Genomic DNA, 13888 nt, shown 5'->3' on the forward strand with positions numbered 1-13888 from the left:
CTGCGGGCAGCAGCGCGCTGAAAACACAAGAAACACAGGAGACAAGCGATGCCGGATATCTCTTTGCAACGCCGCGACGCACTGCGCGCGGCGGCCGCGGCCATGGTCGCGCTCACGGGCAGCAGCTGGGCGCAGAGCCCGGGCTGGCCGACCAAGCCCGTCAACCTGGTCGTGCCCTTTCCCGCGGGCGGCGGCACCGATGCGTTTGCGCGCCCGTTTGCCGCGCAGTTCTCCAAGAGCACGGGCAAGACGCTGATCATCGACAACCGCGGCGGCGCGGGCGGCACGCTGGGCGCAAGCTTCGCGGCCAAGGCGCCGGCCGACGGCTACAACTACTTCATGGGCGGCACCCACCATGTGATTGCGCCTTCGGTCTATGCGCGGCTGGATTACGACCTGGAGCGCGACTTCGTTCCGCTGGCGCTGCTGGCCAGCGTGCCGCAGGTGGTGGTGGTCAATCCGCGCACCGTCACCGCCAAGACGATCCAGGAACTGATTGCCGATCTGCGCCGCAAGCCCGGCAGCTTCAACTACGCTTCGGCCGGCCCGGGCACTTCGCACCATCTGGCGGGCGAACTGTTCAAGCTGCAGACCAATACCTTCGTCACGCACATTCCCTACCGCGGCGCAGGCCCGGCGCTGCAGGATCTGATGGGCGGCAATGTCGACATGATGTTCGACGGCCTGGGCTCCTCGGCGGCGCATATCAAGGGCGGGCGCATCAAGGCGCTGATGGTCTCGGGCAGCAAGCGCAATCCTTCGCTGCCCGACGTACCCTGCGCGGCCGAAGTGGGTCTGCCCGACTACACCGTGACCACCTGGTACGGCCTGTGGGCGCCGAAGAACACGCCGCTGGAGCAGCAGAACCACATGCTCGAGGAAGTTCGCCGTCTGGGCCAGACGCCTGAAATCAAGGCCATCTGGGCGCAAAATGGCGCCGAATACGGCAGTCTGAGCAAGGAGCAGTTCGCGGCCATGGTCTCGGGTGAAGTCAAGCGCTGGGCCCAGGTGGTCAAGGCCTCGGGTGCAAAGGTGGAGTGAACGAATGTCGGGTGAAGTGAAAGTCCTGCCGCAGGATGCGGCCGGCATCGTGCGCGTGCAGCTGTTGCATGCGGGCAAGCGCAATGCGATGTCGGTGGCGATGTGGCGCGCCTTGCGCGCGGCCTTTGTGGCCTTCCAGGCCGATGCCACCGTGCGCTGCGTGCTCATCGAAGGCAGCAGCGACGCCGGCGAGACCGCGTTCTGCGCGGGAGGGGATATCTCCGAGTACCCGGATTTCCGTTTCGATGCCGCGCGCCTGCGCGACTTCCATGAGGGCGCCGTCTGGGGCGGCCTGTCGGCGATGCTGGCCTGCGATGTACCCATCGTGGCTGCGATCTCGGGTGCCTGCATGGGCGCGGGCGTGGAGATCGCGGCCTGCGCTGATCTGCGGCTGGCAGCGGCCTCGGCGCGCTTTGGCGCGCCGATTGCGCGCCTGGGCTTTCCCATGGCGCCGCGCGAGGCCGCGCTCGTGGCTTCGGCCGTGGGCGCGCTGACCGCGCGCCAGATGCTGCTCGAAGCCGCGACCTTCAGCGCCGCGGAAATGGCGGCGCGCGGCTTTGTCGGCAGCGTCGTTGACGATGATCAACTGCAGGCTGCGGCGCTGGCCAGCGCGCAGCGCGTCGCAGCGCTCGCGCCCCAGGCCGCGCGCCACAATAAGCAGATATTGCGCGCGCTGCTGGCCGCGCCGCTGGCTGCCGCGCAGGCGCTCGCAGGGCAGGGCGTGCAGGGCCGGCCCGGCGATGATGTGTATGCCTATGCCGATGGGGCGGAGCATCGGGAGGGCATAGCCGCCTTCCTGGAAAAGCGGGCCCCGGCGTTTTGAATGTCCACGAACTTTTTCGAGATTTCCATGCTTTCTGACGACAACCTGTTTGGCGCGCTGCGCGCGGCCTTTCCTTCGGACCTCGATGCCACGGCCGTCGAGGCCATAGGCGCCGACGGCCACAGCCTGTTCTATACCTGGCGCGACCTCGATCAGGCCAGCGCGCGCATCGCCAATCTGCTCGCTTCGCTGCAACTTCCGGCGCGCAGCCGGATTGCGGTGCAGGTCGAGAAATCGGTCGAGGCACTGATCCTGTACCTGGCCACGCTGCGCGCCGGCCATGTGTTCCTGCCGCTCAACACCGCCTACCAGAGCGCCGAGATCGAATACTTCATCGCCAACGCCGAGCCCGCGGTCGTGGTCTGTTCGCCGGGCAATTTCGGCTGGGTGTCCAAGATCGCGTTCCAGGCCGGCACCCAGTCGGTGTTCACGCTGGGCGACGACCGCAGCGGCAGCCTGCTCGAGCGCGCGGCCCACCACAGCGATCACCATGTGCCCGTGGCCAGCGGCGCCGACGACCTCGCGGCCATCCTCTACACCAGCGGCACCACGGGCCGCAGCAAGGGCGCGATGCTCACGCATGGCAACATGCTGTCCAATGCGCGCGTGCTCAAGGAATACTGGGGCTGGCAGCCCGATGATGTGCTGATCCATGCGCTGCCCATCTTCCACGTGCATGGCCTGTTCGTCGCCATCCACGGCGCCTTGCTCAACGGCAGCAAGATGATCTGGTTCGCGAAGTTCGACCCGGCGGCGGTGATCGCGCGCATGCGCGACGCCACGGTTTTCATGGGCGTGCCCACGCTCTATGTGCGCATGCTCGCCGACGCGCGCCTGACGCCCGCGGCCACGGCCCACATGCGGTTGTTCGTCTCGGGCTCGGCACCCATGCTGACCGAAACCCATGCGGCCTGGCAGCAGCGCACCGGCCACACCATTCTCGAGCGCTACGGCATGAGCGAGACCATCATGCTGACGTCCAACCCCTGGGGCCCTGATGCCGCGCAGGGCGGGCAGTCCGAGCGCCGCCCCGGCACCGTGGGCTTTGCGCTGCCCGGCGTGGGCGTGCGGGTCGTCAACGATGCGGGCGAAGCCGCGGCTGTCGACGAGATCGGCAATATCCAGGTGCGCGGACCCAACGTGTTTCCGGGCTACTGGCGCATGCCGGAAAAGACCGCCGAGGAGTTCACGGCAGATGGCTGGTTCAAGACCGGCGACGTGGGCCGCATCGATGCCCGCGGCTACGTGAGCATCGTCGGGCGCAGCAAGGACCTGATCATTTCGGGCGGCTACAACGTCTATCCCGCGGAAGTCGAAAGCTTCATCAACGACCTGCCGGGCGTGGCCGAAAGCGCGCTCGTGGGCGTGCCGCATCCTGACTTCGGCGAAGTCGGCGTGGCCGTGGTCGTGGCCAAGGCGGGCGCGCAGCTGCAGGCCCAGCCGCTGGTCGACGCATTGAAGGGGCAGCTCGCGAATTTCAAGATTCCCAAGCGCTGCTTCGTGGTCGACGAGCTGCCGCGCAACACCATGGGCAAGGTGCAGAAGAATCTGCTGCGTGCCCAGTATCAGCAGCTGTTCGCGGCCTGAGCGGCGAACGCCGCCCAGGCGGCGTTCAACGCAGCACCAGTACAGGCACGGTCGAATGCGTCAGCACATGCTGGGTTTCGCTGCCCAGCAGCAGGCGCTTGATGCCCTTGCGGCCATGCGAAGCCATGATGATCAGGTCGGCGCCATGCTCCTTGGCGACGTCGATCAGCGTTTCGGCGACCAAGTCCGACTTCATTACGCAGGTTTTCACGGCGACGCCGCGCGCTTCTCCGGTGGCGACGATGCCGTTGAGCAGTTGCTGCGCGCTGTGCACCCACTGGTCCTCGATGCGCTTGACATCATCGATGCTGGTGTAGTCGCCGCCCTCGAGGTAGCTGCGCGAATAGAGCGGAACGACTTTGACGACCACGACGCTGGCCTTGCACAGCGCTGCGAGTGATAGCCCACTTTCGACAGCCTGGTCGGACAGCGGGGAGCCATCGGTGGCGATGAGAATGCGTTGGTACATACGGCCTCCTGAGTTAAACGTGGATGGATCCGATACTCAAGCTTATCTGGCTTTTCGCAATTGATGAAGATCAATACGCGTATGATTCGCCCCAGTTACGCTTGCGCCATGTCCTACAAGATTCCCGAACCGTCCGCAGCGACGGAGACGGTAGCGCTCGATTTCGGCCCCCTGTCCACCGAGGCAAGCGCTTCGCTGCTGGACGACCCACAGGAGTGGAGTGCATTTGGGAGGCCCGTCGGGCCGACTGCCACCCACGAAACCGAACCCCCACCAGATGCTTCCCTCACATGGGATTCCCATGTGGTTTTGCACGGCATGCATTGTGCCGCCTGCGCGCTGACGATCGAGGACGCGCTGCGCAGCGTGCCTGGCGTCGAGCGCGCCGAAGTCAGCGCCGCGACGCAGCGTGCACGCGTGGTCTGGAAGCCTTCCCAGGTGCTGCCCTCCGAATGGATTGCCGCCGTCGAGCGCGCGGGCTACCGGGCGTTTCCGGCGCGCGATGCGTTTGCGCGCGAGATCCGCAAGCGCGAAAGCCGGCGTGCGCTGTGGCGCTGGCTGGTCGCCGGGCTGTGCATGATGCAGGTCATGATGTACGCCTGGCCCGCGTATTCGTCCAAGCCCGGCGATCTCACGCAGGAGATGGAAACGCTGCTGCGCTGGGCCTCGTGGGTGCTGTCGCTGCCTGTTGTGCTGTTTGCCTGCGGGCCGTTCTTCTCGAATGCGTTGCGCGACATCCGCGCGCGCCGCGTGAGCATGGACCTGCCGGTCGCGCTGGGCATGCTGATCACTTTCGTCGTGAGCACCATGGGCACGTTCGACCCTTCAGGCCCGTTCGGCCGCGAAGTGTTCTTCGACTCGCTGACGATGTTCGTCTTTTTCCTGCTCTCGGGCCGGCTGCTTGAGATGCGGCTGCGCGACCGCACCGCGGGTGCGCTCGAAGCCGTGATGAACCGCCTGCCCGACAGCGTCGAGCGGCGCCTGGCCGACGGCAGCTGGGAGCGCGTCGCAACGCGCCGCCTGCAGTCCGGCGACACGGTGCGCGTGCTGCCAGGCGAAGCCTTTCCCGCCGACGGCGAAATCGTCGCCGGCAGTACCCATGCCGACGAAGCGCTGCTCACGGGCGAGTCGACGCCCGTGCTGCGCCATGTGGGCGATGCGGTCGCGGCCGGCAGCTACAACCTTGACGCCGTGGTGCAGGTGCGCGTGCGCGCCGTGGGCGAGGGCACGCAGTTCGCGCAGATCGTCGCGCTGATGGAAAGCGCGTCGCTGCAAAAGCCCCGGCTGGCGCAGCTCGCCGACCGCATCGCGCGCCCGTTCCTGATCGCCGTGCTGCTGGCCGCCGGCCTGGCCGCGGCCTGGTGGTGGCCCACCGACCCCAGCCACGCGATGATGGTCGCGGTGGCGGTGCTGATCGTGACCTGCCCCTGTGCGCTGTCGCTGGCCACGCCCGTGGCCATGCTGACTGCGGCGGGCACGCTGGCGCGCAGTGGCGTGCTGGTGCGCAATCTGCAGGGCCTGGAAGCCCTGGCCGCGGTCGATACGCTGGTGTTCGACAAGACCGGCACGCTCACGCGCGACGGCATGGCCGTGCGCAACCTGCAGGCAGGCGTGGGTGTCGATGCCGACGAGGCCTTGGCGCTGGCGGGCCTGCTCGCGCGCCAGTCTGTGCATCCGGCCTCGCGCGCCGTGGCGCGCGCGGCCGACAATGATGCCGCGGCGCAGGCGCAGGCCGCGCGCTGGCAGATCGTGCAGGTGCAGGAACGTGCGGGTTTCGGCCTGATCGCCGTGGTGCGCGACAGCCTGCAGCCCGAACGGCTGCGCCAGTTCCGCCTGGGCTCGGTGCGCCATACGGGTGCGCTGGAGCAGGGCGCGTCGGCGCTGCAGCAGGTGGTGCTCACCGAAGAAGACGGCCAGGGCCAGCCGCGCGAGCTCATGCGCTTCGGTCTGAGCGAGGACTTGCGCGCCGAGGCGCCGGCCGTCGTGGCGCAGCTGCGCGCCGCGGGCATCCGCGTGCTGCTGCTGTCGGGCGACCGCGATGCGGCCGTGCAGCGCATTGCCGCGCAGACCGGCATCGATGTCGCGGTGGGCGATTGCACGCCCCAGGACAAGCTCTCACGCCTGCAGTCCGAGCAGGCCGCCGGCCGCCATGTGGCCATGTGCGGCGACGGCCTCAACGACGGCCCGGTGCTTGCCGGCGCCCATGTCTCCTTTGCGTTTGGCCGCGCGGTGCCGCTGGCGCAGTCGCGCTCCGATTTCGTGGTGCTGGGCGACCATCTCGAGCTGGTCGCCCAGACGCTGCTGCTGGCGCGGCGCACCTTGCGCATCGTGCGCCAGAACCTGTGCTGGGCCGCTGCCTACAACGCGGTCTCGGTGCCGCTGGCGGTCGTCGGCTGGATGCCGGCCTGGCTGGCCGGCCTGGGAATGGCGCTGAGTTCGCTGCTGGTGGTGCTCAATGCGGCGCGCCTGGCGCGCGCCATGCCGCTGACGATGGTCGATGCGCCGGCTTGTCCTGCCGTGCAGCCGGCCGTGGGCCTGACAGGAGCGATCTGATGGAAATTCTCTATTTGCTGATCCCGTTATCGGTAATCCTGGTACTGGTCATCGTGGCCGCCCTTTGGTGGGCAGTCTACCGAGGCCAGTTCGAGAGTGTGGAGCAAGAGGGGGAGCGGATTCTGAGAAACGATTGACATGTATCAATACACCAGAAGCCCGGTGGATAAACACTTTGCAAGCAATACAAGAGGTGCGCGATGGACGTTCTAAAAAACAGTGCTGTGCATTACGACGATAAGGTCGTAAGACAGTTTTCGATAATGGCCGTGGTCTGGGGGGTGATAGGCATGGCGGTCGGCGTGCTTATCGCCGCCCAGCTCGCCTGGCCAGAACTCAACTTCGGTGTGCCATGGCTGAGCTTTGGCCGCCTGCGGCCGCTGCATACCAATGCGGTGATCTTTGCGTTTGGCGGCAGCGCGCTGTTCGCCACCAGCTACTACGTGGTGCAGCGCACCTGCCAGACCGGGCTGTTCATGCCCAAGCTCGCTAGCCTCACCTTCTGGTGCTGGCAGCTGGTGATCGTCGGCGCCGTGATCAGCCTGCCCCTGGGTTATACCCAGAGCAAGGAATACGCCGAACTCGAATGGCCCATCGATCTGTTGATCCTGGTCACCTGGGTCAGCTACGCGATCGTGTTCTTCGGCACCATAGGCATCCGCAAGGTCAAGCACATCTATGTGGCCAACTGGTTCTTCGGTGCCTACATCATTGCGATCGCGCTGCTGCACATCTTCAACAACATCGCCATTCCCGCGAGCTGGATGAAGAGCTACTCGGCCTATGCGGGCGTGCAGGACGCGATGATCCAGTGGTGGTACGGCCACAACGCCGTGGGCTTCCTGCTCACCGCCGGCTTCCTGGGCATGATGTACTACTTCATCCCCAAGCAGGCCGGTCGTCCGGTCTACAGCTACCGCCTGTCCATCGTCCACTTCTGGGCGCTGATCTTCACCTACATGTGGGCCGGCCCGCATCACCTGCACTACACGGCGCTGCCCGACTGGACGCAATCCGTGGGCATGGTGTTCTCCATCATCCTGCTGGCACCGAGCTGGGGCGGCATGATCAACGGCGTGATGACGCTGTCGGGCGCCTGGCACAAGCTGCGCGATGACCCCATCCTGCGCTTCCTTATCGTGGCGCTGTCGTTCTACGGCATGTCGACCTTCGAAGGCCCGATGATGGCGATCAAGACCGTGAATGCGCTGTCGCATTACACCGACTGGACCATTGGCCACGTGCACTCGGGTGCGCTTGGCTGGGTCGGTCTGATCACCATGGGTTCGCTCTACTACCTGATCCCGCGCCTGTTCGGCAAGGACAAGATGTATTCCGTGCCCGCGATCGAGCTGCACTTCTGGATGGCGACCATTGGCATCGTGCTGTACATCGCCGCGATGTGGATTGCCGGCGTGATGCAGGGCCTGATGTGGCGTGCGGTCAACCCTGACGGTACGCTGACCTACACCTTCGTCGAGAGCGTGAAGGCGACCTATCCGTTCTACGTGATCCGCGTGGTCGGTGGTCTGCTGTACCTGGGCGGCATGCTGGTCATGGCCTGGAACACCTGGAAGACGGTCATCAACGGTCGTTCGGTCAAGGTCGCCATTCCCGCAGTGAACCAGGCCCACGCCTGAGTTCTAGGAGCCTCACATGTCTGATCAAAACAAAAAATCGAGCGGATTCACCCACGAGAAGGTGGAAACCAGCAACTTCTGGATGATCGTGCTGACCTTGCTGGTCGTGGCCGTCGGCGGTCTGGCCGAAATCGTGCCGCTGTTCTACCAGAAGTCGACCACCGAAGCCGTGCAGGGCGTCAAGCCCTACACCGCGGTGCAACTGGTGGGCCGCGACATCTACCAGCGCGAAGGCTGCTACAACTGCCACTCGCAGATGATCCGCCCCTTCTATGCCGAAACGCTGCGCTATGGCCACTACTCGGTCGCCGGCGAGTTCGTCTATGACCACCCATTCCAATGGGGTTCCAAGCGCACCGGTCCCGACCTGCACCGCGTGGGCGGCAAGTACAGCGATGAATGGCATCGCATCCACTTGACCAATCCCCGCGACGTGGTGCCCGAGTCGAACATGCCCGCCTACGCCTGGCTGGCCAAGACACCTGCGGACCATGAGTCGATAGCCACGCACATGACGGCGCTGCGCCGCGTGGGCGTGCCCTACACGGACGACGAGATCAAGGCCGCGACCGACGAGGTCAAGGGCAAGACGGAAATGGAAGCCGTCATCGCCTACCTGCAGGTTCTTGGCACGGCACTGAAGTAAGAGGAAAGCACCATGGACATCATCACCACCATGCGCATCGTGGTCACGCTGGCGTCTTTTGCCTTCTTCGTGGGCATCTGGTGGTGGGCTTACGCCCGCCGCAACCAGGCCCGCTTCGACGAGGCTGCGCAGTTGCCCTTTGAACAGGACTGAAGAGTCCTGTCCGCATAACGAGAACAACCCATGAGCGATTTCGTAAACAATTTCTGGTCGATCTTCGTGATCGTGCTGACACTGGGCGGCATACTTTTTTGCGCGCTGCTGCTGCTTTTCACGGCGCGCAAGAAAGTCATGTCCACCGGGGACAACACCACGGGCCACGTCTGGGACGGCGACCTGCGCGAACTGAACAACCCCTTGCCACGCTGGTGGGTGTGGCTGTTCGTCATCACCGTGATCTTCGGCATCGTCTATCTCGTGGCCTATCCGGGCCTGGGATCGATGTCGGGCAAGCTGGGCTGGTCGCAGGTCGGCGCCTACGAGGCCGAAATGGCCAAGGCCAAGGCGCAGATCGAGCCGCTTTATGCGCGCTTCGCGACGATGACGCACGAGGAGCGTGCCGAAGACCCGCAGGCCATGGCCATAGGCGAGCGCCTGTTCATGAACAACTGCTCGCAATGCCACGGCTCGGACGCGGCGGGCGGCAAGAGCTTTCCCAACCTGACCGACGGCGACTGGCTGTATGGCGGCGATCCCGAAACCATCAAGACCACCATCACCGAAGGCCGTTTCGGCATCATGCCGCCGATGGCCGCGGCCGTGGGCACGCCCGAAGACGTGCGCAATCTGGCGCACTACGTGCTGAGCCTGTCGGGCAGCCCCAACGATTCGCTGCGCGCTTCGCTGGGCAAGTCCAAGTTCGCGGCCTGCGCCGCGTGCCACGGCATGGACGGCAAGGGCAACCACGCTTTGGGCGCGCCCAACCTGACCGACGATATCTGGTTGCATGGCTGGGGTGAAGCCGCGATCATCGACATCATCACCAACGGCAAGCAAAACCAGATGCCGGCGCAAAAGGCCAAGCTGACCGAAGGACAGATCGATGTGCTGACCTCCTACGTCTGGAGCCTCTCGCGCAAGCCTGCCACCGCGCGCTGATAGCGCCGACTCGGGGCGGCGCTGCCGCCCTTTTTTTTCGTCCGCACGCCGTGCAGCGCCGGCGCCCGGACCGCAACCTTGAAAGCCGCACCATGTCGCAAAATCCTGCCAACGCTCCCGCACACGATCCCCGGCCCTGGTGGAAATTCGGTTTTGTCTGGATGGTGATCGGCGGCCCGGCCGTGGTCGTGGTCGCCGGCCTGGTCACGTTCTGGATCGCTGCTGCCCATCCCGATCCGGTGATCGATCCCGACTACTACCGCCACGGCGTGGAGATCAACCAGACGCTGTCCGAGAAACCCGACCTGCGCCTTGCGCCCGCGCTGACCGGCCGCAACCACGCGGCGACGCCGGCCGAACACGTGCCCACCGACCGCTGACGCCGGTACGCGGGTTTTCCGCAGCGCCCGCAGGCGGCTTTGGCTGCAGAATGAATTTCCTGCTGCGAAAGGAGTTCCTGATGTGGGCAAAACGCTTGATGTGGATTCTCTGGCCTGCTTTCCTGGCGGCCTGTGCGATGGAAATGCTGGTGTTCGGCTTCGTCGATCCCAGTGACATCCAGTGGCAGGGCGCGGCGCTCACCTGGAGCCGCCAGACGTTCTATACGCTGTCGTTCTTTGCGTTCTGGCTGGTCATCAGCGGCGCGAGCGCCTTGACCTGTCTGCTGGGCATGGGGCCGGCCGAAGTCAACGGCTGGGAAAAAGACGCGCCACGCCTGCGCGATCCCGCACCGGCGCTGGACTGAAACGCCCGGCGCTCGCAGCCGCCGTTATTCGCAGCCGTGCTGGTTGTTGACGATGCGCTTGAGCGCATCGGTATCGAGAATGCGGATATGGCGTTGCTTGACTTCGACGATGCCTTCGTCGACGAACTTCGAGAACGTGCGGCTCACGGTTTCGAGCTTGAGGCCCAGGTAGCTGCCGATTTCCTCGCGCGTCATGCGCAGCACCAGCTCCGACGCCGAAAAACCGCGCGTGTGCAGCCGCTGCACCAGGTTCAGCACAAACGCCGCCAGGCGTTCCTCGGCGCGCATGCTGCCCAGCAGCAGCATCACGCCATGCTCGCGCACGATCTCCCGGCTCATCACCTTGTGCACGTGGTTCTGCAGCACCGTGACTTCGCGCGACAGCTGCTCGAGCTTGTCGAACGGCATCACGCAGACTTCGGCATCCTCGAGCGCGACCGCATCGCAGGTGTGGTGGTCGTTGACGATGCCGTCCAGCCCGATGATCTCCCCCGCCATCTGGAAGCCCGTGACCTGGTCGCGTCCGTCTTCGGTCGCCACGCTGGTCTTGAAGAAGCCGGTGCGTATCGCGTAGAGCGAAGAGAACGCTTCGCCGTTGTGGAACAGCAGGGCACCCCGCTTGACCTTGCGACGCACCGCGACGATGGTGTCGATGCGTTCCATCTGCTCCTCGTTCAAGCCTATGGGCAGGCACAGTTCGCGCAGATTGCAGGTGGAACAGGAGGCTTTGATCGCTTGTAGATTCATGGGAATGGGACCTCGGGGTTGGCGATGCGAGTCTGACGGGCGGCGCGGCCCCCTTTATCGCATGGAACGCCGCAGCGCGCAGCACATGGCGTCACGGCTGCTGCTGATATGCGTCAAATTGTCGCAGGCCCTGGCTGCGCAAGACTTGATCGACATCAAGGTCGCGGAGATTGGGATGCGGCAAAGTACGCCAAAGCAAGGAAAGATCCCCCATGACCGCAATCACCCCCGAGCTGTTGCAGCGTTTCGACGTGCCGGGCCCGCGCTACACCTCGTTCCCGACGGCCGACCGTTTCGTCGAAGCCTTCGGCCAGGACGACTACACCCTCGCGCTGGCGCAGCGCCGCCAGGGTGCGCCCGGTCAGGCGCGGCCGCTGTCACTGTATGTGCACATCCCGTTTTGCGCCGCGCTGTGCTACTACTGCGCCTGCAACAAGATCATCACCCGCCACCCCGAGCGTGCCCAGACCTACCTCGAGTATCTGGCGCGCGAAGTCGCGCTGCATACCGCGCACTGCGGCACGGGCCAGCCCGTGAGCCAGCTGCATCTGGGCGGGGGCACGCCGACCTTCCTCACCGACGCAGGCCTGACCGAGCTGATGGCGCTGCTGCGCCGCCACTTCGCGTTCCAGCCCGGCGGCGAGTATTCGATCGAAGTCGACCCGCGCACCGTGACGCCCGAACGCCTGGCTTTTCTTGCGCAGTTGGGCTTCAATCGGCTGAGCTTCGGTGTACAGGATTTCGACCCCCAGGTGCAGAAGGCCGTGCACCGCGAACAGCCTGCGAGCCAAGTGTTTTCGCTCGTGCAGGCGGCGCGCGAACTGGGTTTCGAATCGATCAATGTCGACTTGATCTACGGCCTGCCGTGCCAGACCCCCGAATCGTTCGAGCGCACGCTGGCCCAGGTGGGCGAACTGCGGCCCGACCGCATCGCGCTCTATGCCTACGCCCATCTGCCCGAGCGCTTCAAGCCGCAGCGGCGCATCGACAGCGCGGCGCTGCCCGGCGCGGGCGCCAAGCTGGCCATGCTCGCGCGCTCGCTCGAAAGCTTCCAGGAGGCCGGCTATGTGTACGTGGGCATGGACCATTTCGCGCTGCCCACCGACGCGCTGGCCGTCGCCAAGCGCCAGGGCCGGCTGCACCGCAATTTCCAGGGCTACAGCACCCAGCCCGACTGCGACCTGATCGCGCTGGGCGTCTCGGCCATTGGCCGGGTCGGCGCGACCTACAGCCAGAACGCGAAGACGCTCGATGAGTATTACGACCTGCTCAACCAGGGCCGGCTGCCCGTGGTGCGCGGCCTGGCGCTCAGCCGCGATGATTTGATTCGGCGCGCGGTCATCATGGCGCTGATGTGCCAGGGCGAGGTGCTCTTCGAATCGCTGGACCAGGCCTGGCTGATCGATTCGCGGCGCTACTTCGCGGCCGAGCTGGAGATGCTCGAAGACCTGCAGCAGCAGGGCATGGTGGAAATCGACGACGAAAGCCTGCGCGTCACGGCCCTGGGCTGGTATTTCGTGCGCGCAGTAGCCATGACGTTTGACCGCTATTTGCAGGCCGACAGGAACCGCGCGCGGTTTTCACGGATCATCTAGGCTTGTCTGCGGCCAGGCCCGGGCGTTCGCGTCCGACCTCGTTCCCGTTCGCGCCCAGCCTGTCGAAGCGCAACACTCCGTTCGCGCTGAGCCTTTCAAAGCGCGGCACTCCGTTCGCGCTGAGCCTGTCGAAGCGCGCTCTCCACACTTTCTTGCCTGCGTGACCAGGCGCCGGGCTTATGTTGCTTTCGCTGGTTGGGACTGCTGCCGTGATGGGCCTGATGGGCGGCCCGCATTGCCTGGCCATGTGCGCCGCGCCTTGCGCGCTGGTGACTGCGGCGCCGGCCGGCGCAGCATCCGCGAGCGTGGTCCAGGTCCATGGCCGGCGCAGCCGCCTGTGGCAGCGCAGCGCTCTTTTTCATGCGGGACGCATCGCGGGCTATGCGAGCCTGGGCGCGCTGGCCGCGGTCGCTGTCCAAGGCCTGGCCTGGCTCAACATGCGTACCACGGCCATGGGGCCGGTCTGGACTTTCATGCACCTGGCGATCATGGTCTGGGGCATTCTGATGATGGTCCAGGCGCGCCAGCCGGCCTGGATAGAGGAAGCGGGCCGCGCGCTGTGGCGGCGCGTGCAGCCCGTGGTGACGGCGCCCGGCGGCAGCCTGGCGACCGGCTATGTCTGGGCCTTGATGCCTTGCGGCCTGCTGTATTCGGCGCTGCTGGTCGCGGGCCTGAGCGGCGGGGCACTGGCCGGGGCATTGTCCATGGCCGCGTTCGCCGTCGGCAGCGGGCTGTGGCTGGTGGCCGCGCCCTGGCTCTGGGGGCAGCTGCGCGGCCGGCTCAATGGCTGGCGCGTCGATTGGGGCAGCCGCGCCGCCGGGCTGATGCTGTTTGGCGTCGCGGCCTGGGCGCTGTGGATGGACCTGGTCTACAAACCTTCGCTGTGGTGCAGGTAGCGTTGCCAGGGGCCTGAGCGGGCCTTATCCAATTTCAGTGGAGTGGGT

Annotated in this window: 15 protein-coding genes; 13 read left to right on the forward strand and 2 right to left on the reverse strand. The window is 65.7% G+C overall.

Going from position 1 to position 13888, the window contains the following annotated elements; translation table 11 throughout:
* Positions 1-48: 48 nt before the first annotated feature.
* From ACSVDO_RS07615 to ACSVDO_RS07625, 3 genes are read left to right on the forward strand one after another with little or no spacing between them, the layout of a single operon-like run.
* A complete protein-coding gene (locus tag ACSVDO_RS07615) occupies positions 49-1041 on the forward strand; it encodes a Bug family tripartite tricarboxylate transporter substrate binding protein (RefSeq protein ID WP_332534393.1) in 993 nt (330 codons plus the stop codon).
* A gap of 4 nt (positions 1042-1045) precedes the next feature.
* Positions 1046-1864 (forward strand): enoyl-CoA hydratase/isomerase family protein, encoded by an 819-nt coding sequence (locus tag ACSVDO_RS07620; RefSeq protein ID WP_489595676.1) that lies wholly within the window; start codon positions 1046-1048, stop codon positions 1862-1864.
* Positions 1865-1891: 27 nt separating this feature from the next.
* The gene (locus tag ACSVDO_RS07625) at positions 1892-3451 is read left to right on the forward strand and encodes a malonate--CoA ligase (protein ID WP_332549764.1); all 1560 of its coding nucleotides are present in this window, start codon (positions 1892-1894) and stop codon (positions 3449-3451) included.
* A 25-nt stretch (positions 3452-3476) separates the two neighbouring features.
* On the opposite strand, the gene ACSVDO_RS07630 is transcribed toward ACSVDO_RS07625, so the two are convergent.
* The gene (locus ACSVDO_RS07630) at positions 3477-3920 is read right to left on the reverse strand and encodes a universal stress protein (RefSeq protein ID WP_332534389.1); all 444 of its coding nucleotides are present in this window, start codon (positions 3918-3920) and stop codon (positions 3477-3479) included.
* A gap of 108 nt (positions 3921-4028) precedes the next feature.
* Between ACSVDO_RS07630 and ACSVDO_RS07635 the strand changes: the two genes are divergently transcribed.
* The 8 genes from ACSVDO_RS07635 to ACSVDO_RS07670 all read left to right on the forward strand — a co-directional run bounded on the left by ACSVDO_RS07635 (position 4029) and on the right by ACSVDO_RS07670 (position 10602).
* Positions 4029-6473, forward strand: a complete 2445-nt coding sequence (locus ACSVDO_RS07635; RefSeq protein WP_489595678.1) for a heavy metal translocating P-type ATPase — start codon at positions 4029-4031, stop codon at positions 6471-6473.
* Complete coding sequence (gene ccoS / locus ACSVDO_RS07640) at positions 6473-6610, forward strand: cbb3-type cytochrome oxidase assembly protein CcoS (protein WP_332534385.1); 138 nt, start codon at positions 6473-6475, stop codon at positions 6608-6610. The genes ACSVDO_RS07635 and ccoS overlap by 1 nt, the downstream gene beginning before the upstream one ends.
* Positions 6611-6673: 63 nt before the next feature.
* Positions 6674-8113 carry a cytochrome-c oxidase, cbb3-type subunit I gene (ccoN, locus tag ACSVDO_RS07645; protein ID WP_332534384.1) on the forward strand — a complete coding sequence of 480 codons (1440 nt, stop codon included), beginning with the start codon at positions 6674-6676 and terminating at the stop codon, positions 8111-8113.
* A 16-nt stretch (positions 8114-8129) separates the two neighbouring features.
* A complete protein-coding gene (ccoO, locus tag ACSVDO_RS07650; RefSeq protein ID WP_332534382.1) occupies positions 8130-8759 on the forward strand; it encodes a cytochrome-c oxidase, cbb3-type subunit II in 630 nt (209 codons plus the stop codon).
* A 12-nt stretch (positions 8760-8771) separates the two neighbouring features.
* On the forward strand, positions 8772-8912 hold the full coding sequence (locus ACSVDO_RS07655; protein ID WP_184275988.1) for a cbb3-type cytochrome oxidase subunit 3: 141 nt from the start codon (positions 8772-8774) through the stop codon (positions 8910-8912).
* Between the two features lie 30 nt (positions 8913-8942).
* On the forward strand, positions 8943-9857 hold the full coding sequence (ccoP, locus tag ACSVDO_RS07660; protein ID WP_489595680.1) for a cytochrome-c oxidase, cbb3-type subunit III: 915 nt from the start codon (positions 8943-8945) through the stop codon (positions 9855-9857).
* Between the two features lie 92 nt (positions 9858-9949).
* Complete coding sequence (locus ACSVDO_RS07665; RefSeq protein WP_332534378.1) at positions 9950-10237, forward strand: FixH family protein; 288 nt, start codon at positions 9950-9952, stop codon at positions 10235-10237.
* An 80-nt stretch (positions 10238-10317) separates the two neighbouring features.
* Positions 10318-10602 carry a hypothetical protein gene (locus tag ACSVDO_RS07670; RefSeq protein ID WP_332534377.1) on the forward strand — a complete coding sequence of 95 codons (285 nt, stop codon included), beginning with the start codon at positions 10318-10320 and terminating at the stop codon, positions 10600-10602.
* Positions 10603-10626: 24 nt separating this feature from the next.
* On the opposite strand, the gene fnr is transcribed toward ACSVDO_RS07670, so the two are convergent.
* Positions 10627-11349, reverse strand: a complete 723-nt coding sequence (gene fnr / locus ACSVDO_RS07675) for a fumarate/nitrate reduction transcriptional regulator Fnr (protein WP_332534375.1) — start codon at positions 11347-11349, stop codon at positions 10627-10629.
* Positions 11350-11561: 212 nt separating this feature from the next.
* Here fnr and hemN point away from each other — a divergent pair, with 212 nt between their 5' ends.
* Positions 11562-12944, forward strand: a complete 1383-nt coding sequence (hemN, locus tag ACSVDO_RS07680; protein ID WP_332534373.1) for an oxygen-independent coproporphyrinogen III oxidase — start codon at positions 11562-11564, stop codon at positions 12942-12944.
* Between the two features lie 179 nt (positions 12945-13123).
* Positions 13124-13840, forward strand: a complete 717-nt coding sequence (locus ACSVDO_RS07685) for a sulfite exporter TauE/SafE family protein (RefSeq protein WP_489595683.1) — start codon at positions 13124-13126, stop codon at positions 13838-13840.
* The last annotated feature ends 48 nt before the right edge of the window (positions 13841-13888 follow it).

It is taken from the genome of Comamonas sp. DB36 (genome assembly GCF_057914905.1).